General features: G+C 48.6%; 26 protein-coding genes and 1 riboswitch. Of the genes, 20 read left to right on the forward strand and 6 right to left on the reverse strand.

The window, feature by feature from the left end; all coding sequences use genetic code 11:
• The first annotated feature begins 149 nt into the window (after positions 1–149).
• The 7 genes from rarD to ACFO5U_RS16725 all read left to right on the forward strand — a co-directional run bounded on the left by rarD (position 150) and on the right by ACFO5U_RS16725 (position 5,200).
• Positions 150–1,082 (forward strand): EamA family transporter RarD, encoded by a 933-nt coding sequence (gene rarD, locus ACFO5U_RS16695; RefSeq protein ID WP_377280218.1) that lies wholly within the window; start codon positions 150–152, stop codon positions 1,080–1,082.
• Positions 1,083–1,140: 58 nt separating this feature from the next.
• Complete coding sequence (sppA, locus tag ACFO5U_RS16700; RefSeq protein WP_377280219.1) at positions 1,141–2,148, forward strand: signal peptide peptidase SppA; 1,008 nt, start codon at positions 1,141–1,143, stop codon at positions 2,146–2,148.
• A 14-nt stretch (positions 2,149–2,162) separates the two neighbouring features.
• Entirely contained in the window at positions 2,163–2,726 is a 564-nt protein-coding gene (locus tag ACFO5U_RS16705; RefSeq protein WP_377280220.1) for an RDD family protein, read from the forward strand.
• Between the two features lie 36 nt (positions 2,727–2,762).
• Entirely contained in the window at positions 2,763–3,269 is a 507-nt protein-coding gene (tpx, locus tag ACFO5U_RS16710; protein WP_377280221.1) for a thiol peroxidase, read from the forward strand.
• Between the two features lie 51 nt (positions 3,270–3,320).
• Positions 3,321–4,244, forward strand: a complete 924-nt coding sequence (locus ACFO5U_RS16715; protein ID WP_377280222.1) for a class I SAM-dependent methyltransferase — start codon at positions 3,321–3,323, stop codon at positions 4,242–4,244.
• 125 nt (positions 4,245–4,369) lie between these two features.
• Complete coding sequence (locus tag ACFO5U_RS16720; RefSeq protein ID WP_377280223.1) at positions 4,370–4,789, forward strand: universal stress protein; 420 nt, start codon at positions 4,370–4,372, stop codon at positions 4,787–4,789.
• Between the two features lie 84 nt (positions 4,790–4,873).
• Complete coding sequence (locus tag ACFO5U_RS16725; protein ID WP_377280224.1) at positions 4,874–5,200, forward strand: zinc ribbon domain-containing protein YjdM; 327 nt, start codon at positions 4,874–4,876, stop codon at positions 5,198–5,200.
• Between the two features lie 75 nt (positions 5,201–5,275).
• Here the strand turns inward: ACFO5U_RS16725 and queE are convergent, their stop codons facing one another.
• Genes queE through queC form a run of 3 tightly spaced genes read right to left on the reverse strand, consistent with a single transcriptional unit; the run spans position 5,276 to position 7,064 of the window.
• On the reverse strand, positions 5,276–5,983 hold the full coding sequence (queE, locus tag ACFO5U_RS16730; RefSeq protein ID WP_377280225.1) for a 7-carboxy-7-deazaguanine synthase QueE: 708 nt from the start codon (positions 5,981–5,983) through the stop codon (positions 5,276–5,278).
• Entirely contained in the window at positions 5,980–6,405 is a 426-nt protein-coding gene (gene queD, locus ACFO5U_RS16735) for a 6-carboxytetrahydropterin synthase QueD (protein ID WP_377280226.1), read from the reverse strand. The genes queE and queD overlap by 4 nt, the downstream gene beginning before the upstream one ends.
• Complete coding sequence (queC, locus tag ACFO5U_RS16740) at positions 6,402–7,064, reverse strand: 7-cyano-7-deazaguanine synthase QueC (RefSeq protein ID WP_377280227.1); 663 nt, start codon at positions 7,062–7,064, stop codon at positions 6,402–6,404. Before queC ends, queD begins: the two co-directional genes overlap by 4 nt.
• Before the next feature lie 7 nt (positions 7,065–7,071).
• A riboswitch (PreQ1 riboswitch) is annotated at positions 7,072–7,115 on the reverse strand.
• Between the two features lie 104 nt (positions 7,116–7,219).
• Between queC and ACFO5U_RS16745 the strand changes: the two genes are divergently transcribed.
• Positions 7,220–8,161, forward strand: coding sequence for an NADP-dependent oxidoreductase (locus ACFO5U_RS16745; RefSeq protein ID WP_377280228.1), 942 nt, complete (start codon positions 7,220–7,222; stop codon positions 8,159–8,161).
• Positions 8,162–8,200: 39 nt separating this feature from the next.
• Here the strand turns inward: ACFO5U_RS16745 and ACFO5U_RS16750 are convergent, their stop codons facing one another.
• Positions 8,201–8,701 (reverse strand): universal stress protein, encoded by a 501-nt coding sequence (locus ACFO5U_RS16750; RefSeq protein ID WP_377280229.1) that lies wholly within the window; start codon positions 8,699–8,701, stop codon positions 8,201–8,203.
• 297 nt (positions 8,702–8,998) lie between these two features.
• Here ACFO5U_RS16750 and ald point away from each other — a divergent pair, with 297 nt between their 5' ends.
• Positions 8,999–10,114 carry an alanine dehydrogenase gene (gene ald, locus ACFO5U_RS16755; protein ID WP_377280230.1) on the forward strand — a complete coding sequence of 372 codons (1,116 nt, stop codon included), beginning with the start codon at positions 8,999–9,001 and terminating at the stop codon, positions 10,112–10,114.
• Between the two features lie 56 nt (positions 10,115–10,170).
• Here the strand turns inward: ald and ACFO5U_RS16760 are convergent, their stop codons facing one another.
• Complete coding sequence (locus ACFO5U_RS16760) at positions 10,171–11,268, reverse strand: M24 family metallopeptidase (RefSeq protein ID WP_377280231.1); 1,098 nt, start codon at positions 11,266–11,268, stop codon at positions 10,171–10,173.
• A gap of 91 nt (positions 11,269–11,359) precedes the next feature.
• On the opposite strand from ACFO5U_RS16760, the gene ACFO5U_RS16765 reads away from it, so the two are divergent.
• Positions 11,360–12,040 (forward strand): metal-dependent hydrolase, encoded by a 681-nt coding sequence (locus ACFO5U_RS16765; protein WP_377280232.1) that lies wholly within the window; start codon positions 11,360–11,362, stop codon positions 12,038–12,040.
• A gap of 171 nt (positions 12,041–12,211) precedes the next feature.
• Positions 12,212–13,519 (forward strand): DRTGG domain-containing protein, encoded by a 1,308-nt coding sequence (locus tag ACFO5U_RS16770; protein WP_377280233.1) that lies wholly within the window; start codon positions 12,212–12,214, stop codon positions 13,517–13,519.
• Between the two features lie 35 nt (positions 13,520–13,554).
• Here the strand turns inward: ACFO5U_RS16770 and ACFO5U_RS16775 are convergent, their stop codons facing one another.
• Positions 13,555–13,854, reverse strand: coding sequence for a YtpI family protein (locus ACFO5U_RS16775; RefSeq protein WP_377280234.1), 300 nt, complete (start codon positions 13,852–13,854; stop codon positions 13,555–13,557).
• 94 nt (positions 13,855–13,948) lie between these two features.
• On the opposite strand from ACFO5U_RS16775, the gene ACFO5U_RS16780 reads away from it, so the two are divergent.
• From ACFO5U_RS16780 to ACFO5U_RS16820, 9 genes are all read left to right on the forward strand, one after another.
• Positions 13,949–14,890: a DHH family phosphoesterase gene (locus ACFO5U_RS16780; protein ID WP_377280235.1), complete on the forward strand. Its 942-nt coding sequence runs from the start codon at positions 13,949–13,951 to the stop codon at positions 14,888–14,890.
• A gap of 17 nt (positions 14,891–14,907) precedes the next feature.
• A complete protein-coding gene (gene dnaE / locus ACFO5U_RS16785) occupies positions 14,908–17,967 on the forward strand; it encodes a DNA polymerase III subunit alpha (protein WP_377280267.1) in 3,060 nt (1,019 codons plus the stop codon).
• A 156-nt stretch (positions 17,968–18,123) separates the two neighbouring features.
• A complete protein-coding gene (locus ACFO5U_RS16790; protein ID WP_377280236.1) occupies positions 18,124–18,765 on the forward strand; it encodes a FadR/GntR family transcriptional regulator in 642 nt (213 codons plus the stop codon).
• Positions 18,756–19,628: an acetyl-CoA carboxylase, carboxyltransferase subunit beta gene (gene accD, locus ACFO5U_RS16795; RefSeq protein ID WP_377280237.1), complete on the forward strand. Its 873-nt coding sequence runs from the start codon at positions 18,756–18,758 to the stop codon at positions 19,626–19,628. Before ACFO5U_RS16790 ends, accD begins: the two co-directional genes overlap by 10 nt.
• Entirely contained in the window at positions 19,621–20,586 is a 966-nt protein-coding gene (gene accA, locus ACFO5U_RS16800) for an acetyl-CoA carboxylase carboxyl transferase subunit alpha (protein ID WP_377280238.1), read from the forward strand. Before accD ends, accA begins: the two co-directional genes overlap by 8 nt.
• Positions 20,587–20,725: 139 nt before the next feature.
• Positions 20,726–21,685, forward strand: a complete 960-nt coding sequence (gene pfkA / locus ACFO5U_RS16805; RefSeq protein WP_377280239.1) for a 6-phosphofructokinase — start codon at positions 20,726–20,728, stop codon at positions 21,683–21,685.
• A gap of 22 nt (positions 21,686–21,707) precedes the next feature.
• Complete coding sequence (gene pyk / locus ACFO5U_RS16810; protein WP_377280240.1) at positions 21,708–23,468, forward strand: pyruvate kinase; 1,761 nt, start codon at positions 21,708–21,710, stop codon at positions 23,466–23,468.
• 24 nt (positions 23,469–23,492) lie between these two features.
• A complete protein-coding gene (locus ACFO5U_RS16815; protein ID WP_377280241.1) occupies positions 23,493–23,879 on the forward strand; it encodes an FxsA family protein in 387 nt (128 codons plus the stop codon).
• A gap of 185 nt (positions 23,880–24,064) precedes the next feature.
• Positions 24,065–24,636 (forward strand): citrate/2-methylcitrate synthase (locus tag ACFO5U_RS16820; protein WP_377280242.1); only part of this gene is annotated, 572 nt, incomplete at its 3' end.

The raw sequence follows: 24,636 nt of genomic DNA on the forward strand, positions 1-24,636 counted from the left end.
ATCGTAATCGTCAAAATAATAGCATTTTATCATCAAGCCTCTGCTCAAAGCGGAGGCTTTTGCTTTATTTACATTCTCTTGAGGCAGGCATATAATGAGTCTGTTATTTCGATTACAAAAATACTTTGAGAATGGTGCGCGATGCAAAGATGACTGAAGAGAAAAAAGGGACACTGCTGACGATTCTAACCTATACGATTTGGGGGTTCCTACCGATATTTTGGAAGCAAGTCGACCATGTGCCGGCTGATGAGTTATTGGCTGGCCGTATTTTCTGGGCGTTTTGGCTGACGCTTGGTTTTATCGTGTTGACGGGGGGCGGAAAACAGCTATTGGCTGATGTGAAGTCTTTATGGGCTTCCAAAAAGACATTTTTCCTGCTGATGCTTGCGTCATTTCTTATTTCGGCCAATTGGTTTTTTTATATTTACGCTGTAACCAACGACCGTATTGTCGAGACGAGCCTCGGATATTATATCAATCCGCTCATTTCCGTTTTGCTTGGCTCATTTTTTCTAAAGGAAAAGCTGTCTCCGGCAGTGAAAGTCGCATTTATATTGGCGGCGATCGGTGTCTCGATCATTACCATTTCCTACGGGACCTTGCCATGGCTCGCTCTAGGCATGGCGTTCAGCTTCGCATTTTACGGATTGATCAAAAAAACCATCCAATTGAATGCGTTGAGGGGCTTGGCGATTGAGACTTTGTTCGTCCTGCCGTTCGCCACCGCGTATTATATTTATTTGTTTTCCATCGACCGCGCGGCATTTTTGCATAGCGGCGTCTCGACCGACTTGCTCGTCATCCTTAGCGGATTTCTCACCGCATTGCCGCTTTTGCTTTTTGCAATGGGAGCACCGCTCATTCCTTTATACATGATAGGTTTTCTACAATACATCGCGCCAAGCTTAATGCTGTTGATTGGCGTGTTCATTTACGGAGAAGCATTCGGGCTAGTGTCGATCGTTTCGTTCTCCTTTATTTGGGGCGCGTTGATTTTATTTACGGGATCCAAAATCATGGAAGCGAGGCGCATGAGGAAAAATCGCCACATTCTTCATGCTGAATTACACGGAAAGTGAAACATTTCGAGTGCTTTCCCGTATAGTATAGGGGACTAACTAAGGAGGGAATTCGAAAATGAATACGAAACGTTGGATTGCATTGATCGTCGCTGCTGCGTTGCTCGGGATTTCACTCGTCATCAACTCGGCATTCGCCGTGCTGCAATCAGATTTCACATCAGGTTTTAACGACTGGATGGGGACAGAACAAACAGGTCTTGGCGAACAAGTCATTGAAACTGGTGACGCCTCGAATCGAATTGCTGTTTTGACAGTGGATGGGGCGATTCAAGATACAGGAGATGCCTCGTTATTTGCTGCAGCCGGATATAACCATGATTTGTTTATGGAACAATTGGAAGCGGTAAAAGCCGACGATAGTGTGCAAGGTGTTGTCTTGAACGTCAATTCACCGGGTGGCGGCGTGGTTGAATCTGCTCAGATCCATGACAAAATCACAGAGATCCAAGAAGAAACAGGTAAACCGCTTTACGTGTCAATGGGCTCGATGGCTGCTTCCGGCGGCTATTACATCTCTGCACCTGCGGAAAAGATTTTTGTTAACGAAGAAACTTTGACGGGCTCGATCGGCGTCATCATGCAAAGCGTCAATTACGGCGAACTTGCTGAACGCTACGGCGTGGATTTTGTCACGATCAAATCCGGACCTTACAAAGATATTATGAGCCCGACAAGGGAAATGACCGAAGACGAACGGGCGCTCTTGCAGGAAATGCTTGATAGTTCCTATGAACAATTTGTCGATGTCATCGAGCAAGGCAGGGATATGACTGAAGCGGAGGTCAAGGAATATGCGGATGGCCGCATCATGAACGGTCGCCAAGCAGTTGAAGCAAACCTGGCGGATGATTTCGGTTATGAAGAGGATGTCATCCAGGCGATGCGGGATGATTTTAATTTGAATGGTGAAGTATTCGAGTACGGAGTAAGCAATGACTGGACTTCCCTATTCGCCATGAAGGCAGGCTCTTTCTTCGGCATGGATATGGAAACGAAATTGATCGCGGATATGCTAACGCAAAACAGCGGACCGCGTATGATGTATCTTTACGGTGACAACTAAGGAGGTGGAGAAGCATGACAGATCACGTCAATACAGACCTTGAGCCTCAACCGGCTGCGCCGTCGGTTCGGCCTGCTGACAATGTGCTGTTTTATGAACGGAGGCCAGCCGGATTTTGGATGCGTTTTTGGGCATACTTGATCGACATCCTGGTCATTTCCGCTGTTTCTTCCATCGTCATCCTGCCGCTGTTTGCGCTATTCGGATGGGAGACATCTGGTAACGCATGGTATGCGCCGTATGCGATTTTGACGGCGATGGTGTTCTATGGCTATTTCGTCTTGATGACGAAATTTTTCGCACAAACTGTCGGCAAAATGATTTTCGGTTTGCGTGTCATTTCGTTGAAAACGGAAGATTTGACTTGGTCGACATTATTGTTCCGTGAATGGATCGGCCGCTTTATCTCGGTGACGATTTTGCCGTTATATTGGATTGTCGGCTTTACCCCGCTTAAGCAAGGGGTACATGATTTTATCGCCGATACAACGGTCGTCCATGAGGAATCTTACCGCAAACGCGAGATGGCAAGAACCCGTTTGGAAGGGTCTCGGTTGCATGAAAGTGAAAGCATTTAGTATGATAGAGTTAATTTGAAAAGGGAGGCGTTGCAATTGGTACAAATCACATTCAAGCAAAACCCTGTCACATTGCCCGGAAATGAAGTGAAAGTGGGCGAACAGGCACCGCATTTCACGGTATTATCCAATGGCTTGGAGCCGAAAACTTTGCAGGATTTTGAAGGGAAAGTACGTTTGATCAGTGTTGTTCCATCACTTGACACCGGAGTTTGTTCGGATCAGACGAAACGCTTCAGCGAAGAAGCGGCTGCTCTCGGCGACAACGTAGAAGTGCTGTCGATTTCCTGTGATTTACCGTTCGCACAAAAACGCTGGACGGAAATCAATGGCGTTGATTCGATCACGACATTGTCCGATCACCGCGATTTATCGTTCGGAGATGCATACGGCTTAACGATGCAGGAACTTCGCTTGTTGGCACGCTCCATTTTCGTCGTCGATGAAAATGATAAAGTGGCTTATGTGGAGTATGTATCCGAAGGCACTGATCACCCGGATTACGATAAAGCGATTGAAGCAGTAAGAGAACTGACCAACTAATACAAGAAACCCACTCTCCTGGAGTGGGTTTTATCATGAGGACGGAGATTTATGAATTCATCGATGGAAAGCATTTTTACCATGATCGACAACGAAACGGTGTCGATCCAGAAGCAGCAGGAGCTGTCCTATTTGGAAAGCCTGCTCACCACGACAGAAAGCTGGCTCGACGGGCAATTGAGCGTACCTACAGGCGGAACAAAAGAAGACACCCGCAAAGCCATTCAATTGGCGATTTTAAAAGGCATGAAAGAGCATGTCCAACCTCATCACCAAATGACGCCGGATGCGCTAGGCCTACTCGTCGGCTATCTTGTCGAGCTGTTTGTCAAAGAACCGCAAGCGACAGTGCTCGATCCGGCGGCGGGGACCGGCAATCTTTTGTTCACGGTCATGAATTATCTGGATGGCCGCATGACGGGAACAGCAGTCGAAATAGACGATTTGTTGATCCGCCTTGCTTCGAACATCGGCAACTTAATCGAGCAGCCGGTAACATTTTATTTGCAGGACGCCTTGCAGCCATTATTGATCGATCCGGTCGATTGTGTCGTATCGGATTTGCCGGTCGGCTATTATCCGGATGAACAAATCGCATCGGGCTTTGAATTGAAAGCCCAAGAAGGCATGTCCTATGCGCATCATTTATTTATTGAACAATCGCTGAAACATACAAAAGAAGGCGGCTATTTATTTTTCGTTATCCCTAAAAATATATTCGAGTCGCCGCTTGCCGGCGATTTGCATAGTTTCCTGAAACAGCAGGCACACATTCAAGCGGTGATGGAATTGCCGGACAATATTTTCAAGCATGAAAAGCATGCAAAGGCTATTCTCGTGCTGCAAAAAAAACAAGAAGGCTTGAAAGCACCGAAGGAAGTCTTGCTCGCACGCGTTCCAAATATGTCCAAGCCTGAAACGATGGCGAAGTTTTTCACGCAAGTCAATGCATGGTTCAAAGAAAATAAAGCATAAGCTACAGGCCGGCTCAAATTACAAGAGCCGGCCTTTTTCCGTTTTGCGGACAAGGCAGGAGTTTTCCAGCGGATGGCGAATAGCGTAGAAAGATGGATAGTAATCAGATGGAAAGGAGTGGGAGTATGTACCAACATATATTGCTGGCGGTCGATGGGTCCGATAACTCAATCCGTGCTGCAAAAGAAGCGGCCAAACTTGCTTCAGCGACTGAGGGGGCGGAAGTGACGGTCGTCTATGTATCGGATTACAAAGAAGACCAAAACGAAGTGATTCATGATGCATCCGCAATGGAGTTCGATTTGGCACGGCGCAAAAAAATCCAGCCAGTAACTGAGATGATGGATCGCCTAAAAGTGTTTTATCAAGTGGAGGTATTGCACGGAATTCCCGGCCCTTCTATCGTCAAGATGACGAAGGAAACCCCATACGATTTGGTCGTAATCGGCAGCCGCGGATTATCCCCGATCCGGGAAGTGATGCTTGGCAGTGTCAGCCACAAAGTGGTCAACCATGCAGAATGCCCTGTCCTTGTCGTTAAATAATGGAGCACTGATAAACCTTGGACCGTCTGGTATAATGAACTAGACATGCTGAACGATTAGGCATAATTATTGGAGGATATAAGAATGGTGCAATTGCCGAACTGCCCGATATGCGGTTCTGAATATGCGTACGAAGATGGCGATATGCTCGTCTGCCCAGAATGCGCTCATGAATGGAATCCAAACCTTGAAGAAGTGGAGACTGTACGTGATGCAGTAGGCAACATTCTTAAAGACGGAGATGCAGTGACGGTTATCAAAGATTTGAAAGTGAAAGGCAGTTCAAACACATTAAAAATCGGCACCAAAGTGAAAAGCATCCGTCTGGTTGAAGGCGACCATAACATCGATTGCAAAATCGATGGATTCGGCGCGATGCAGCTGAAATCCGAGTTTGTCAAAAAAGCATAGCCGATTTTGGGTGCATCAAGAAAATAGCAGCAAGCAAAAAGGGTGTTCATCTAATGGATGAACACCCTTTTGCGCTTACACACCGCGTTTGTTGCCCCACAGCAATGTATGAAGCTGTGGCAATACTTTGGCGTCGTTCATGACAGTGGAAGATAGATGCTGGTCGATCAACCATTGGTAACGTTCCAGTAAATGCTGTGTCAGCTTTTCATCGTCGGTAGTCGCTGTATCGTCGTTCCCGACTTGCAAAAAGAACGGAAATGCCGGGTAACGCAAGTGAAGCTGTTCGGCAAAGAAAAAATCCTCTTCGTCGAAGACAACGACTTTTAAGCTGGCTTTGGCTGAAGAAAGTTTTCCAAGCATCGCATCCAGTTTCGAGTAATCTAAAATCATCCCGGAACTGGGTGGCTTGGGAGAAACGGTGACCTCGTCGATTTCCAATAGCCAATCTTGCCAGATGCTTCCTTGCGTTTCGACCGCTGTTTGCCAGCCATTCTCCTGGCATAAGGCGACCAATTCGCCAATGCCTTTGTGAAGCGCCGGATTGCCGCCGGATAAGGTGACATGGGAAAATGCCTGTTTTCCGAGTTCGTCCAGTTGATCGGCAATATCCGGTGCGGTCATCATGACGCTTTTTCCTGTTCCGTCCCACGTAAATTTGGAATCGCACCACGAACAAGAATAATCACAGCCCGCAGTCCGTACGAACATCGTTTTTTGCCCCATGACCATGCCTTCGCCTTGGATTGTCGGGCCAAATATTTCCATTACCGGAATCTTCATAATGACTCCTCCTTCGATGGGCGATAAACGACATAACTTGTCGGGGTTTCCCGGACTATGACCTGGAGGCAGCGCGGCTGGTTGTCGGTCCCGTCGAGCATTTTTTGTGTCATGAGAAATATTTGTTCCGCGAGTTGTTCAGTCGTCGGAAACGTTTCGGTGAATTCGGCGTGGTCATTCAACACCGTATGGTCATAGCGTCTATGGATCAAGTTTTTCAACTCTTTAAAATCGATTAGAAAACCGGTCGCATTCAACTCGTTGCCACCAATCGTGATATTAAGTGTATACGTATGGCCGTGCATGCGCGCACACTGTCCCGCTTGTTCTGCAGGGATATAATGGGCTGCAGAAAAATGCATGTCTTTATTCAATTCAAAGCGAAAAGCGTGTGCGACTGAAGGATAAAATTGCTGCATCATGACTCGTCACCAGCTTTTTCGCCTAAGTATTTAGCTAACCCGTCATTCCGCAGCACGCATGCTGGGCATGTTCCGCATCCTGAAGCGGCTACCCCGTTATAGCAAGTCAATGTTTCGGTTTGGACGAATTTCAAAGCGCCAAGCTCGTCGGACAATTCCCAAACGCCTGCTTTATCGAGCCACATGAGTGGCGTATGGATGATGAATTGCTTGTCCATCGCCAAATTCAAGGTGACATTCAGCGAGCGGATGAATGTATCGCGGCAGTCGGGGTAGCCGCTGAAGTCGGTCTCGCTGACGCCCGTCACCAAATGACGCGCACCGAATGCATCGGCATAGATGGCGGCAAAGGATAAGAACAGAAGATTGCGCCCCGGCACGAATGTCGAAGGCAAGCCGTCCGTTTGGCCCGTTACGGTGATTGAATCGCGCGTCAAGGCGTTAGCGGACAATTGATTGATCAGCCCGAGGTCGAGTACTTGAAGCGTGACGCCGAGTGTTTCGGCAATGCGTTTGGCGTGATCGATTTCTTGGGCATGGCGCTGCCCATAATCGAAAGTGACAGCGAGCACTTCTTGAAATTGTTCAAGTGCCCAAAACAGGCAAGTGGTGCTATCTTGTCCGCCGCTGAATACAACGACAGCTTTTTCATTCTTCATGACTTACAGCTCCTTAGTTTTTTTGAGAGGGAGTTTGCGAACCTCTTTATGAAACAGTTTCCATAATAGCATAATTGAAATACCAATGGCGCTTTTTCGTGTGTAGTAAAGCCATAAAAGGGTATAGATAACTAAAATGGAAGGGGTGGCTGCGAGTGAAAGCGATTGTCATAGATCAGTATGGAGGGAAAGAGCAATTAAAAGAACGGGATGTTGAAACACCATCCATTGCCGAAAATCAAGTGCTTGTCGAAGTGCATGCGACCTCGGTCAATCCGATCGACTGGAAGCTGCGGGAAGGCTACCTAAAAGACATGCTGCCTTGGGAATTTCCGATTATTCTCGGATGGGATGTAGCAGGCGTCGTCCGCGAGATCGGTTCGCAGGTCACTCATTTCCATGTTGGGGACCGCGTGTTTGCCCGGCCAGCGACGACGCGTCAAGGCACCTACGCGGAATTCGTGCCGGTTGATGAAAACTTGCTGGCCCGAATGCCGGAAATCATGAGTTTTGAACAAGGGGCCGCTATTCCACTGACCGGGCTCACGGCTTGGCAATGCCTGGTGGAGATCGGCCATATTAAAAAAGGCGAGAAAGTACTGATCCATGCTGGTGCAGGCGGCGTCGGCAGCATGGCTATCCAAATCGCCAACAGCATCGGCTGTTTTGTAGCGACGACAGCGAGCGATAAAAACGACGAACTGGTCACTTCACTCGGTGCGAATCGCGTTATCGACTATCACGAAGAAGATTTCTCGGAAGTGCTGGAGGATTTCGATTTTGTTTTGGATACGATGGGTGGAGAAACCTTGGAGAAAAGCTATGGCGTATTGAAGCGTGGTGGCAGGCTCGTCAGTATTGCAGGACAGCCGGATGAAACAAAAGCAGAACAATTCGGCATTTCCGTCAACAGCTTCTGGCTGGAGCCGGACGGTGCGCAATTGAGGAAACTCGCTGATTTGTTCATCACTGGGGAAGTGAGGCCGGAGGTGGGCCATGTGTTTCATTTGACGGAACAAGATGTCCGCCAAGCGCATGAATTGAGTGAAACGCACCACGCCAGAGGGAAGATCGTCATCAAGGTGAAAGAAACATAAAAAGCACGCGGCATCAATGGCCGCGTGCTTTTGTTTGTCTTATTCCGGTTTGCCGGAGCGTTCTTCCGAATAATAATCATCCGGTGCATCACTTTGTGCCTGGTCCGTACGTACGACGAGCACATCGCATTTCGCAGAGCGGACAATATGTTCGGATACGCTGCCGATTAGGAAGCGTTCGACAGCATTCAAGCCGGTCGCACCACAAACGATCAAGTCCGCTTCAACTCTTTCTGCAAGTTCACGCGGAATCATCGTTTTCGGAGAACCGTAATCAACGACGATGTTGACTTTTTCAACGCCGCCAGCCTCGGCTTCTTTTTTATAATCCCCGAGCAGGTCTTCAGCAAACTTTTGCGCCCGGTCTGCAATCGAGCGGTCATAGGCTTCGATAGCGGCGAATGAACGGGTATCGATAATATTCACTAAATTCAATGTCGCATGGTTCCGTGTGGCGATGCCGATGGACTTTTTGAAAGCCCATTCCGCTTCTTTAGAACCGTCTACCGCTACCATAATTTGATTATACTTTAATGTCATCTCAGCATTCCTCCTTTGTCTATACTGTAACTTTCGAGGCACATGTGAATTGTTCCTCCCTAATCGATGAAAATTCTTAAAATTTTTATAATTAGTTTTTTGTTAATTATTGTGAAATACTTTTAGATCTTGCATTCTGCGGCTTCGGCTGAAATTCTACCAATAAAAATATATCTCTTTTATAAAGAAAATAAGAGAGCACAATTCAAAAGAATCTGGTAGAATGGATGTGGTTTCAAATACTGAAAGATTGCATCATTTTATTATTTCACACACAATATATTGGAGGGTTTTGCAATGCGTATCGGTGTACCGACAGAAGTTAAGAACAATGAAAACCGCGTGGCGATGACACCTGCGGGAGTAGTCAACCTGGCACTATTTGGCCATGAAGTTTACATCCAATCCGGAGCGGGACTTGGCTCAGGCTTCACGGATGCAGATTATGAAACTGCAGGTGCTGTGATCGTTCCAACGGCAGAACAAGCGTGGGAACAGGAAATGGTTATGAAAGTCAAAGAACCGGTAGCAAGCGAATACAAGCATTTCCGCGAAGGGCAAGTGCTATTCACTTATTTGCACCTAGCGCCGGAAGTGGAATTGACGAAAGCATTGCTTGACTCGAAAGTGACGGGCGTCGCATACGAAACGGTTCAATTGGCCAACAACTCATTGCCGCTGCTTACGCCAATGAGCGAAGTTGCAGGACGCATGTCGACACAAATCGGAGCGCAATTCCTTGAGAAAATCCACGGAGGCGGCGGGATCTTGCTCGGCGGCATCCCAGGCGTTTCCCGAGGCAAAGTAACGGTTGTCGGCGGCGGTGTAGCTGGAACGAATGCTGCAAAAGTTGCCATCGGCATGGGTGCTGATGTGACAATCCTTGACTTGAACCCTGAGCGTCTCCGTCAATTGGACGATTTGTTCGGCAAAGATGTTCAAACATTGATTTCAAATCCGTTGAACATTGCACAATCGGTTGAAAACTCGGATCTGGTCATTGGAGCGGTGTTGATTCCTGGAGCGAAAGCACCGAAATTGATTACTGAAGACATGATCAAATCGATGAAACCAGGTTCGGTCGTAGTCGATATCGCAATCGACCAAGGCGGCATCTTCGAAACGAGCGACCGCATCACGACTCACGATGCGCCGACATATATCAAACATGATGTGGTCCATTACGCTGTGGCGAATATGCCGGGCGCGGTTCCGCGTACATCAACGATCGGCTTGACGAATGTAACGGTTCCTTATGCGGTGCAGATTGCCAACAAAGGCCTCAAGCAAGCGATCATTGACAACGAAGCATTGAAAAAAGGCGTCAACACGATGGACGGCCATGTGACCTATAAAGCAGTCGCAGACGATCAAGGCCTCGAGTACAAATCAGTCGACGAATTGCTTCAATAAAAAGAAGAGCTGTCCCGAGAATCCGTTAGACGGATTTTCATGGGACAGCTCTTTTTTTATGGATTGATGATGGTTAATTGTTTCGGATATTTGGTCAACACTTCATATCCGTCATTCGTGACGGCCACATCATCTTCGATGCGAACGCCGACTTGACCTGGGATATAAATGCCCGGCTCGATCGTGAAGACCATGCCTTCTTGGAGCAGCATAGTATTGCCGCCATGGATCGACGGGAATTCATGGACGGAAATGCCGAGCCCGTGTCCGAGGCGGTGGGTGAAATACTCCCCGTAGCCGGCTTGTTCGATTACGCTGCGTGAAATCCCGTCAAGCTCAGCGGCTGTAATGCCTGGGCGCACTGCCTCTAATGCTGCTTGTTCCGAGCGTCTGACGATTTCGTATATTTCTTTAGCTTGCTCACCTGGTTCACCGAATGCCAATGTGCGGGTGATGTCCGAGCAATAGCCTTCGTAAATGACGCCTAAATCCATCAAGACGAGATCGCCTTTTGTGATTTTTCGATCGCCTGTTTTACCGTGCGGTGAGGCCGCTTTCGGTCCTGTCAGGACGGTCGTATCAAATGACATATGGGTAATTCCGCGTTTTTTAAGTGCGGTTTCGATTTCAGTCATCAATTCGATTTCGGTCATGCCCTCGCGCATCGTTTGTGCAGCTACTTCAATCGCATAATCGGCTAATCCGGCTGCATGGCGCAGGATGTCGAGTTCCCCTTCGTCTTTAACGACGCGCATGGCATTTAGCTGGTCATCGATCGCATGGATTTCGGGTGACTGGAAATAGCGGTTGATGGCATCATAGCGATCGACTGTCATATGTGCTTTTTCGATGGCGATGCTGTTCATGGGCTGTTTGCGCTTATTCGAAGTTTCGTAGAGGATGTGCATGGCATCCTGTGTATCCGTGTGCCTAGCGATTTCACCCATCCAGCCTGCCGCTTTGGCATCAGGTGCTTCCATCGCGGGGCAAATCAAAAACGGTTCCGCTTGTGCAAAAACCATCACCCCAAGCAACCGCTCTTTCGGGTCACTGTTAAAGCCGGTTAAATAAAAGACGTTATGCGGGTCGGTAATTAATGCCGCATCGATTTGCATTTGTTTCAGGATTTGCTGGATATTAGTTAATTTATTCATATGTATTCCTCCCCTTCATGTGTAGCATATCAAAAATCAGGGTATAAAACAGCAGATAGCAGAGAGTGAAAAATTCCATTGGAGGGATACTATGAAAATCTCGTATCATGGCCATTCGGTCGTGAAAATTCAAACACAAGGCAAAACCATCTTGATCGATCCATTCATCAACGGCAACGAACTGACCGATTTGACAGTCAGCGGCGAACAGCCCGATGCCATTCTATTGACTCATGCGCATAATGACCACGTCGGTGATACCGTAGAACTTGCCAAGGCGAGCGGAGCGGTTGTCGTGGCAACAGTCGAGCTGGCGAATTATTTAGGGACTCAAGGCATCGAGACGGTCGGCATGAACCTTGGCGGTGCCCATCATTTCGACTTTGGCACGGTAAAATTTACGAAAGCATTCCATAGTTCTTCCTACACGACAGAAAGCGGAGACGTCGTCTATGGCGGCATGCCGGCTGGCATCTTGTTCGAGGCGGAAGGCAAGACGGTTTATCATGCAGGGGATACGGAATTGTTCGGCGACATGGAACTGATCGGCAAGCGCCACTCAATCGATCTGGCCTTTGTGCCGATCGGCGATTTCTTCACGATGGGGCCGGACGATGCTGCTTATGCTGTGGAACTCATCAAGCCTAAAACGGTCGTGCCGGTCCATTACAATACGTTCCCGCCGATCAAGCAGGATCCCGAACACTTCAAATCGCAAGTGACCGGTGCGCAAGTCAATATCATGCAGCCCGGCGACAGTATCGATTTATAGAAGCAATTGAACTGAACCAAAAGACCAGTGAAACTATGCCGTTTCACTGGCTTTTTTTATGCAATTTATCAGGGCGGAAATGGATTCGCCGCAAGCATTGTGCGGTTATCGACTTCCATTCGGTTTGTGATAAACTAAGGGATAGAGGACAGCAGAAAGTTTGGTGAAACAATGGCAACAAAACATGAGCAAATTTTAGACTATATAGAAACTTTAGCGGTAGGGGAAAAAATATCCGTCCGCCGCATCGCCAAAGAGTTACAAGTTTCAGAAGGCACCGCTTACCGTGCCATCAAGGAAGCGGAAAACAACCGGCTCGTTTCGACCATTGAGCGGGTCGGCACCATCCGCATCGAGCGCAAGAAAAAAGAAAACATCGAGCGGCTGACCTATGCCGAAATCGTCAAAATCGTTGATGGGCAAGTGCTCGGGGGACGCGCTGGGCTTCATAAATCATTGAACAAGTTCGTTATCGGCGCAATGCAGCTTGAAGACATGATGCGCTACACGGAGGCAGGCAACCTGCTCATCGTCGGGAACCGCTATAAAGCCCATGAATATGCACTTCAAGCAGGAGCGGCCGTGCTGGTGACGGGCGGTTTCGAGGCATCCGATCAAGTAAAGAAACTTGCCGATGAATACGAGTTGCCGGTCATTTCGACAAGCTACGATACGTTCACGGTAGCGACGATGATAAACCGGGCGATTTATGACCAATTGATCAAAAAAGAAATCTTGCTTATCGAAGACATTTTAATACCGCTTGAAAATACCCATTTCTTGCATTACAAAGATCCAATCAGCCGTTACCACGAGTTGAACAATGAGACGACGCACGGCGGTTTCCCTGTTGTCGATTCCAACGGTAAACTCGTCGGCATCGTGACCTCCCGTGACGTCATTGGTTATTCATCTACCGATGTGATCGACAAAGTCATGACGCGAGACCCGATTACCGTATCGCTTCAAACAAGCGTTGCCGCAGCAGGACACCGGATGATCTGGGAAGGGATCGACCTTTTGCCGATTACCGACGATCATCACAACCTGATGGGCATCATCAGCCGCCAGGACGTCCTAAAAGCTATTCAAACCGCTCAGCGCCAGCCGCAGCAAGGTGAGACTATTGATGACATCATCAAAAGCCAATTGACTTTATTGCAAGATGATACACTGAGTTTGGAGTTTAAAGTAACCCCTCAAATGACCAATGCCTATGGATCGATTTCGTACGGCGCCTATACGATGATCCTTACGGAAGCGGCGGCCACGGCTTTAAAGACGAAAAACCGTAAAGACAGCGTACTGGAAAATATGACGGTGTATTATTTAAAGCCTGTCCAGCTCGATGCCACCTTGACCATCCGCCCGTCGATTCTGGACATCAGCCGAAAATCGGCCAAAGTCGATGTAGAAGTGCTGTACCAGCAAAAAGTCATCGGCAAGGCGATGATGACGTTCCAATTGCTTGACCGGTGAACATAAAAAACCTCTCCGCAGAGGAGAGGCTGTTTTTATGGGTTGAGGCGTGTTTCTTCGTCAAGGAATTCTTGGTAATGGCGGCTTGCTTTGAAATTATGGAAAATAAGCATGACGCCAAGAATGATGAAGATCCCGGCAATGATATACGTGACCGCTGTTTGGAAAATGAACAGCTGATTGATCCCGAAAAAGGTGATAAAGCTTCCGAGCGCCATTGAAGCGCGGCTTGCATACCAGTTTTTCCGAACAGGCAGGCGTGTGCGGATTTGTTTCGTTTTATAATAGAGATAAAAAGCAGCAGAAACGATAATCAAAAATATAAATATGAGCATGGGGAACCTCCTGTTGTGCAAATCTACTATCCATTGTAATGGGGATAGCGAGAAAATGCGAATGGATTTCCTTTGCGCTTGGAGGATTGAGCCAATGTACAGTCAAATCATCGACACAATTAAGCAATTCGATACGATCATCATCCATCGCCATGTCAGGCCAGATCCGGACGCATACGGTTCGCAGATCGGCCTGAAATATATGATCAGCCACAACTATCCTAACAAGCGTGTGTTGGCAGCAGGGGGACACGATTATACAATGGATTTTCTCGATTTTCCCGATGCGGTCGAGGACACGGACTTTGAAGGCGCGTTGGTTATCGTCACCGATACGGCAAATACAGACCGCATCGATGATCAACGCTACGACACGGGTGCCAAACTGATCAAAATCGATCATCACCCGAACGACGATAATTACGGCGATATTTGCCAAGTCGACGTAACCGCCAGCTCGTCCTCTGAAATGATCTATGAATTATTTACATACGGGCAAATCGAAGAAAATTGGACGCTGACAGCCGCTAGCGCAAGGTTGTTATATGCCGGTATCATCGGTGATACAGGACGCTTTTTGTTCCCGAGCACGACTCAGAAAACCTTTGACGTGGCGGGGGAATTGATCAAATACGATTTCGACCGCAACGAACTCCATAACGGCATGTACGAAATGGACCGTAAACTGCTGCATCTGCAAGGATATATGTATCAAAACTTCGAAATGAATGAAGATGGCGCAGCCTTCGTTAAAATCACTCGTGATATTTTAGCAGAATTTGACGTGACGCCGACCGACACTTCTTTGCTTGTCGGGACACTCGGCAATGTAAAAGGTATCAAAGCGTGGGTCATTTTAATTGAAGAAGAATCGGAAATTCGCGTACGCCTGCGCTCGAAAGGACCGGTCATCAATAACTTGGCAAAAGAATTCGGGGGTGGGGGCCATCCGATGGCTTCTGGTGCTGTCGCGTATTCTTGGGAAGAAGCGGACCGCGTCATCGAGCGCCTTGAGGAGATTTGCGCAAGCGTTTGAGGAAAGAAGGTGTTGAAATGGTCTATCCGCATATCGTGACAGCGGCTGATCCGCTGCAGAGCACGGTCCGCCTGGAAGAACTTTTCTCTGTTCTCACCAAGCAAAATGCACGCGCTGCAGCACTTGTCAATTCCAAACTATACGGCGTTCTCCCTTTTTGGGACGCATGCAAAAAGGCCGGCATCCACGGGGTGCTCGGCCTTACCGTGCCGATCGATTTTGAAGGGACGGCATTGCCGATTATTTTATACGCGGAAACGAATGAAGGTTATCAAATGCTCTTGAAGCTTACAAGCGCACTATCTACGCGACAAGTGGGAGCGATACCGAAAAAATGGCTGGAGGCTTACCAGCAAGGTTTGATCTGCGTCATCCCGAACAAAGCGGAGTGGGTATTGACCGACCGCAGCGAAGCCCTCCGTCATGTGCAAGAAATATTCGGTGACCGCTTGCTAGCGAGTATCGAAAGGCCGGGGGGCGCGGTCCTTGAGACAGAGCCAGGTTTTCGCGAGCTGTGCGATTCGTTTGACTTGAAAGTTATGGCAAGCCAAGAAAGCCGCTACGTAAAAAAAGAAGACGCCTTTGCCTACGAAGTGGCAAGTGCGATCGGCGGCGGGTTTAAACTAAGCGACCCGGAGCGGCCGCGGCCGCAACATACTGACGCATACGTACCGTCTGGCGAAGAGCTGTCGGAATGGTTTGCGGATCATCCCGAATGGCTCGAGGAGTCAGAAAAGATGCTCTTGAAATGCCGAGTTAGCATTCCGCTGCACCGCCAGCTGCTACCGCATTATCCGTTGAAAGACGGTCAGGACAAAGCACAGGTGATTCATACGCTGTGCATGCGCGGTCTAGAGGAGCGCATCGAAGCAGTCACCGCAGATTATCGCGAACGCCTCGGCTATGAATTGGACATTATTAAATCGATGGGCTATATCGATTATTTTCTCATCGTCTCGGATTTTATGGCATTCGCACGAAACAAAGGCATATTAACAGGCCCTGGACGTGGGTCTTCTGCCGGCTCACTCGTCGCTTTTGCGCTTCGCATCACCGATGTCGATCCGCTTGCACACGGCTTGTTGTTCGAGCGTTTTCTAAACCCGGAACGTGTCACTTTACCGGATATCGATATCGATTTTGCAGACCACAGGCGGCAGGAAGTGGTGGAATATGTGGCGCACAAATACGGCGCATTGCAAACTGCCCAAATCATTACATTCGGCACATTGTCCGCCAAAGCAGTAGCACGCGATACGGCTAGAGTGTTCGGATTTGAATCTGAAGAGCTCGATAAAATATCCAAAATGATTCCGAGCCGTCTCGGCATTACGCTGCGCGAAGCCTTACGTGAATCAAAAGCGTTGGAAAGCTGGATCATTGGGAATGAAGTGCGTGAACGCTGGTTTAAAACCGCATTGAAACTCGAAGGCTTGCCGCGCAATTCATCGATTCATGCGGCAGGCATCATTTTAAGCCCCGGACCACTGGTGGATTACGTGCCGATTGAAAAAGGCAATGAAGATATTTTTATTACACAATGGCCGATGCAGGAGCTTGAAGCAATCGGCTTATTGAAAATGGATTTTCTCGGATTGCGTAATTTGACCATATTGGAGAACATGGCGCATATGGTCAAGCGCGATTTGAACGAACATATCGATTATCGGAGTTTGCCGCTCATTGATGCGGCAACGTATGAATTATTGGCTAAAGGCGACACAGCAGGAATTTTTCAGCTGGAATCTCCCGGCATGCGTCGTGCGTTGATGCTGATCAAGCCGAGCGCATTCGGTGACATTGTCGCCGTCAACGCCTTGTATCGTCCGGGCCCGATGGAATTCATCCCGCTTTACGCCAGGCGCAAACATAAGCAGGAAGCGGTCACGTATATACACCCGGTGCTCGAGCCAATACTCGCGGAAACTTACGGGGTTATCGTCTATCAGGAGCAAATTATGAAAATTGCCGCCGAGATGGCGGGCTTCAGTTTAGGGGAAGCGGACCTGCTGCGCCGCGCCGTCAGTAAAAAAAGCCGCCAGACGCTCGACGAACAACGCCAACACTTCGTTGGTGGTGCAAAAGGCAAAGGGTATGCAGCGACTGAAGCTGAAGCAGTCTATGACTTGATCGTCCGTTTTGCTGACTATGGCTTCCCGAAGAGCCATGCTGTCGCCTATAGCATGATTTCCTATCAGCTGGCATATATGAAAGCTCATTACGCGGTGCAATTTTATGCGTCGCTACTATCGAACAGCCAAGGCAACCAGGAAAAAACCGCACAGTTTATACGCGAAATGAAAGAACGGGGCATCCTGCTTGCCCCGCCTTGCATCACGAAAAGCCGTTACGGCTTTTCCTCGGAAGACAAATCAGTACGAACAGGGTTGAACGCGGTTAAAGGCGTTCCCGGAACGGCCATCAAAGCTATTCTAACAGCCAGAAATGACGGCCCGTTCAATAGTCTGTTCAATATAGCCGAACGGATCTCAGCGGTCCACTTTACACGCAAAGCGATGGAACCGCTAATCAAAGCGGGAGCGCTCGACGTGCTTGGAAAAGACCGCGCAGTGCTGCTTGCCTCGCTTGACAGTGCGATCAAGCATGCGGAGTTGGTGAAGCCGAATGAAGAGCCAGGGTTGTTTGACGACATGGGGTCATCATTCATGAAGCCGAAATACACAAAAGCCGACCCGATGCCAGAAAGCCTCAAACTGGATTTTGAAAAAGAAGCACTCGGATTTTATTTGAGTACGCATCCGGTGGCAAGGGAGAAAGAGCTGCGCGCCAACAACTATACGGCGCTCCATGACCTGCCACAGAAAAAAGACCGGGAACGCATAGAAGTGCTAGGTTTGGTGGAGGATGTCCGCCGCATCCGCACGAAAAAAGGGGATGCGATGGCATTCGTCACCTTGCAGGATGAAACCGGCGTGGCATCGATTACCTTATTTCCGAGAGAATACGCCGAGTACAATGACCGATTGGAAAAAGACGCGTTGCTGGAAATCCAAGGAACGGTTGAAAACCGCCAAGGCAAAAGCGCCATCATCTGCAAAACAATCGTCAATGAATGAAATTCTGGAAAGCAAATTGAATAAACTTTTCCTATTAAACTGCATTTCTTAAAAAGAAATGCAGTTTTTTCTTTACGGGAGCCGAAATTTTTTGTAAAGTATAGAAAGATTAGTGGTCAGACCACTTTCAAAAAAATGGAAACAAAAGGAGTTTTCATGAATCAGCCTAAGCGCTATTTAAACATCGTAAGTGAGATGCGGGACATGATCCGCGAACAAAATATACGCCCGGGCGACCGGATTCCATCCGAACGCGAACTGGCAGAAAAACTGGCCGTGGGACGTTCAACAATCCGCGAAGCGCTTCGCAGCCTGGAATTGCTGGGGCTCATTGAAACGCGCCGCGGGGAAGGTACTTTTTTGGCAGATCCGAAAAAGCATCGAATGGTCGAATTATTATCCACCTTCATTCTTCAAGATAATAAGTCGCAAGAAGATGTCCGGGAGACGATGTGCATCCACGAAACCGCTGCGATCCAACAAATTTGCTCGTCCGATGCTGCAAAGCTACCGGTGTGGGACAGCTTTCTGGAACGGCTGGATGCGCATGATTTCAAGCGTGAAGATTTTGTCCGTGAATTGATGGTATTATCCGATAACCGGTTATCATTGAAAATTTGGTTTTTATTAAAACAATTTAGCGGCAACCCATATGATGGTGAAGTATCGCCAGAAGAAAAAAACTTATTGACGAACATCCTGCAAGCAATTGAAGAGCGGGATGCAAAGACAGCAATCCGTGACTTTAAAGCATGGAGCAGCGCTTTTACTAAAGGAGAGAATAAAGAATGGCAATGATCCGAGATATATTCAAACGCAACCGCGATGAAAAACAGGCAACGATTCCTTCCAAAGCGGCAAAAGATGTGCCGGAAGGCTTGATGACGAAATGCCCGAACTGCAAACACATTACCTTGACGAAAGAACTCGAGCAATTAGGCAAAGTTTGCCCGAAATGCGATCATCATTTCAAAATGACCGCACACGAGCGCATTGTTCATTTGATGGACGATTCAAGCTTCGAATCAGTGGATGACCATTTGACATCGGAAAACCCGCTCAATTTTCCAGGTTATAGCGAAAAAGTGAAATCCGATAGCCAAAAAACCGGATTGAACGAAGCGGTGTTGACAGGCAGCGGGATGATCAAAGGCCAGCGAGTGGTTATAGCGGTCATGGACTCTCATTTCCGAATGGGCTCGATGGGCTCGGTTGTCGGGGAGAAAATCACCCGTGCCGTCGAACTCGCGACCGAGTTAAAAGTGCCGTTTCTCATATTTACGGCGAGTGGCGGAGCCCGCATGCAAGAAGGCGTTCTGTCGCTTATGCAGATGGCCAAAACAAGTGTTGCCTTAAAGCGCCATTCAAATGAAGGCTTGCTGTTCGTATCGATCTTGACCCATCCGACTACAGGCGGAGTGTCAGCCAGTTTTGCTTCGGTCGGGGACATCAACTTGGCAGAGCCGAAAGCATTGATCGGTTTTGCCGGTCGCCGCGTTATCGAACAGACGGTACGCGAGAAATTGCCGGAAGACTTCCAGACCGCCGAATTCCTGCTCGCGCATGGTCAATTGGACGCAGTCGTCCATCGCTGCAAAATGCGCGAAACGCTCGCAACCATCATTCGCCTGCACGTGAAAGGAGTTGAATCCAATGCCTAAAAAGAAAGTGAAAACAATGGCATTTGAAGAACCGTTGATCGAACTGAGAAGAAAAATCTTGGAATTGAAAGAATATACTAAAACAGCCGATGTTGACCTCAGCGCAGAAATCGGCTCGCTCGAAGAACGTTTCGCCAAATTAGAAGAGGAAATCTACGAAAATATGAAGCCGTGGGACCGCGTACAAGTGGCACGCCACCCGGAACGCCCAACGACGCTAGATTATTTGCCGCTCGTCTTTACAGACTTTATTGAATTGCACGGCGACCGCCTTTACGGCGACGACGAAGCGATCGTCGGCGGCATTGGCAGCTTTGAAGGCCAGCCGGTGACCATTATCGGCCATCAGCGCGGAAAAGACACGAAGGAAAATGTCCGCCGCAACTTCGGCATGCCGCATCCGGAAGGTTACCGCAAAGCATTGCGCTTGATGAAGCAGGCAGAAAAATTCGGACGCCCGGTCATTTGCTTGATCGACACTAAAGGCGCATACCCTGGGAAAGCGGCGGAAGAGCGTGGACAAAGTGAAGCGATTGCCCGCAACCTTGTGGAGATGGCCGGACTGGAAGTGCCGGTCTTGTCGATTGTTATCGGCGAAGGCGGGAGCGGTGGAGCGCTGGCACTCGGTGTCGGGAATCAAATACTGATGTTGGAGAATTCGACATTCTCGGTCATTTCACCAGAAGGTGCCGCATCCATCCTATGGAAAGACGCGGCACTTGCCAAAACGGCTGCTGAAGCCATGAAGATTACAGCGCCGGATCTTCTGGAGATGGGCATCATCGAACACATGATTCCGGAAGTGCGTGGAGGTGCCCACCACGACCCTGCTCGTCAAGGGGAACTGATCAGCGGGGCGATCCGTTATTCACTCAATGAGCTGAAAGATTTAAGCCCAGAAGAATTGATTGCCCAGCGCTATGATAAATTCAGGGCAATCGGTGTGTTCAGCGAATAAAATCAGGCCGCATTTTGCGGTCTTTTTATTTTGGGTGAGAAGTAAAAAAACGCTCAGCAAATAGGTGTTAAGGACTGACAGCGCACAGTTCGCGTGGTAAGGTGAATAAAGTAAAAAGGAAGTGTAGGAGGCGGTTCGGGTGAAAAAAATCGGAGTGTTGACAAGTGGCGGTGATTCGCCGGGGATGAATGCGGCGGTCCGCGCTGTAGTACGTAAAGGCATCTATCACGGCATTGAAGTAGCTGGCGTATATTATGGCTACCAAGGCTTGATTGAAGGCAATATCCATGATCTGCAGGCAGGCGACGTAGGGGATATCATCCAGCGTGGCGGTACAAAGCTATACTCTGCACGTTGTGATGAATTCCGCACGGACGAAGGACAGTGGAAAGCAATCGAGCAGATGAAGAAAAAAGGTTTAGAAGGACTGGTCGTCATCGGTGGCGACGGTTCATACCGCGGTGCTATGGCCTTGACCAAAAAAGGATTTCCGAGCATAGGCGTGCCAGGCACAATCGACAACGATATTCCGGGAACAGATTACACGATCGGTTTTGATACGGCGCTCAACACCGTCATCGAAGCAATCGATAAAATCCGCGACACAGCGACAAGCCACGAGCGGACATTCATCGTCGAAGTAATGGGGAGAGATGCAGGCGACTTGGCTTTATGGGCAGGCCTTGCCGGCGGGGCGGAGACAATTCTCATTCCTGAAGACCCGTATGACATCGATGATATGCTTGAACGTCTCGAAAGTGGCCGCAAGCGCGGCAAGAAACACAGCATCATCATCGTAGCGGAAGGTGTCATGAGCGGCGGTGAGCTGGCTGATTTGATCGCTGACAAGACCAATGTTGAAACACGCGTTTCCGTTCTCGGGCACATCCAGCGCGGCGGTTCGCCGACAGCACGCGACCGTGTGTTAGGCAGCTTATTCGGAGCCAGAGCAGTGGAAGTGCTGCTTGAAGGCAAAGGCGGCTTGGCAATTGGCATGAAAAATCATCAGGTGGTAGACTATGATATGACAACGGCGTTCAATCAAGAACACGATGCCGATATGAGTTTGTACAAGCTTTCAAAAGAATTATCAATTTAAAATGTTAAATGGAGTGAGTTTATTGAGAAAAACTAAAATCGTCTGTACGATCGGTCCGGCAAGTGAATCACCAGAAATACTCGAACAATTAATGGAAGCGGGCATGAATGTTGCGCGTTTGAACTTTTCGCACGGTGACCATGAAGAACATGCACTGCGCATCAAGCGTATTCGCGAAGCTTCCGAGAAGACCGGCATCACGGTCGGGATCCTATTGGATACAAAAGGCCCTGAAATCAGAACCCACAAGATGGAGAACGATGCCATCGAACTTGAAACAAACGAGCAAATCACCATTTCGATGACAGAAGTACTTGGAACCAAAGAAATGTTTTCCATCACTTACGACAAACTGATCGAAGATGTTCAAGAAGGTTCAATTATCTTGCTCGACGATGGCCTGATTGAATTGCGCGTGACAAGTATCGATAGTGAACGTGGCTTGATCCGCACAATCATCGAGAATGCAGGAACCTTGAAAACGAAAAAAGGCGTCAACGTGCCTGGAGTTTCCGTTCAATTGCCTGGAATCACAGAAAAAGACGCAGAAGACCTGTTATTCGGAATTTCCCAAGACGTCGATTTCGTAGCGGCTTCATTTGTGCGCAGACGTTCGGATGTCATGGAAATCCGCAGCTTGTTGGAGAAAAATGGAGGGTCACATATCCAGATCATTCCGAAAATCGAAAACCAGGAAGGCGTCGACAACTTGGATGAAATTATCATGGTGTCAGACGGCTTGATGGTTGCCCGTGGCGATCTTGGCGTTGAAATCCCGGCAGAAGAAGTACCACTTGTGCAAAAATCGATGATCGACAAATGCAATAGCGCAGGAAAACCTGTCATCACTGCAACGCAAATGCTCGACTCGATGCAGCGCAATCCGCGCCCGACGCGCGCAGAAGCTAGCGATGTTGCGAATGCCATCTTTGATGGCACCGATGCGATCATGTTGTCGGGAGAAACGGCTGCAGGGCTTTATCCAGTAGAATCAGTCGAAACGATGCACCGCATCGCTGAAACGACTGAGGCGGCTCTCAACCATAAACAAATCGTCTCCAATCGCCGCAAAGAAAAAGAATCGAATATGACTGAAGCGATCGGGCAAGCTGTAGCTTACACCGCACTCAATTTGCGTGTTCAAGCGATACTCGCCCCGACTGAAAGCGGCCACACAGCGAAAATGATCTCCAAATACCGTCCAGGTTCACCGGTAATTGCAGTCACGTCTTCAGCACGTACAGCCCGCAAGCTGACATTGAATTGGGGCGTTCATCCAATCGTCGGTGCGCGTGTCGAGTCGACGGACGAAGTGTTGGATATTGCAGTAGTGGAAGCGTTGAAACACGGATTGATCAAGCACGGCGATCTGGTCATCATCACAGCTGGCGTGCCAGTCGGTGAAGCTGGAACAACTAACCTCATGAAACTCCGCGTCATCGGTGATATTCTGGCTAAAGGCCAAGGCATCGGCAAGAGTGTCGGCTTCGGTGAAGCGGTCGTTGCACGTACAGCTGACGAGGCGCTTGCCATGGATACTGATGGAAAGATCATCGTCACATACGGCACAGACCGGGACATGATGGATGCTATCAACAAATGTGCAGGCATCGTAACAGAAGAAGGCGGATTGACTAGCCATGCAGCTGTTGTCGGATTAAGCCTCGGAATTCCGGTAATCGTTGGCGTCAAAGATGCTGTATCTAAAATCGAATCCGGCCAAGAAATAACGATTGATGCGGATTCTGGTGTGGTTTACCACGGACATGCTAGCGTTTTGTAAAGAAAATTTGGAGGTCGATTGACTATGATGAAGTGGATTTTTCTGGCATTGGTAATCGTACCGACAGCTGAGCTTGCAATATTAATATGGGCAGGTGGACAGATCGGATTTTTCTGGACGCTTGGCTTAATCGTTTCGACCGGATTACTCGGTGCTTTCTTGGCAAAACGCCAAGGCCTGAAAGCCATCCGTGATATCCAGTCGAGCATGAGCCAAATGGAAGCTCCTGGCGACCGATTGATCGGTGCGGCATTCATTTTGGTCGGTGGCAGCTTATTGCTGACGCCCGGTTTTATTTCAGACGCTGTCGGTTTCAGTTTATTGTTCAGCCCGACCCAAAAATTATACAAGCCTCTTGTTTACCGGATGCTGCAGAAGAAGATGAAAAATACCCGGATTATCGTTGGATAATTCCGGGTTCATTCATCATTGGGCAATCGTTTTTAAATTTTACCAAGCGTTTTCATTCACAAATTATACAAAGTTGATTATAATGACTAGGTAAGTCTATTTTCGTAAAATGCATAAAAGCAGATAGCTCATTGTTCTGTTTTTTTTTTGGAATGATGAAGTAGAGTGAAGAAGGAGAGATTTCCATGACATCATCAAAAGGTTTAGAAGGTGTAGTCGCCACACAATCGGCGATCAGCTCGATCATCGATGACACACTTACATACGTCGGCTACGATATCGATGACTTGGCGGATAACGCCAGTTTCGAAGAAGTGATCTATCTTCTATGGCATCAGCGTTTGCCGAAAGCGGACGAACTGGCCGAGTTGAAACAGCAGCTTGCCGACAACATGGCGGTGCCGCAAGCGGTGCTCGACCACTTTAAGACATACGACATCAAACACGTCCATCCGATGGCGGCACTGCGTACAGCTGTGTCGATGCTCGGCCTATTCGACGAAGAAGCCGAAGTGATGGAACCCGCGGCAAACTACCGCAAAGCGATCAAGATCCAGGCGAAGATCTCGACGCTGGTGACGGCATTCGGCCGCATCCGCGCCGGCAAAGAGCCGATTCAACCGAAATCGGACTTGAGCTTCGCGGCGAACTTCCTGTATATGCTGTCCGGCGAACTGCCGGAAGACATCGAAGTCGAAGCATTCAACAAAGCGCTCGTCTTGCATGCCGACCACGAACTGAACGCTTCGACGTTCAC

This window comes from Planococcus dechangensis (assembly GCF_042654465.1).
GTDB lineage: Bacteria > Bacillota > Bacilli > Bacillales_A > Planococcaceae > Planococcus > Planococcus dechangensis.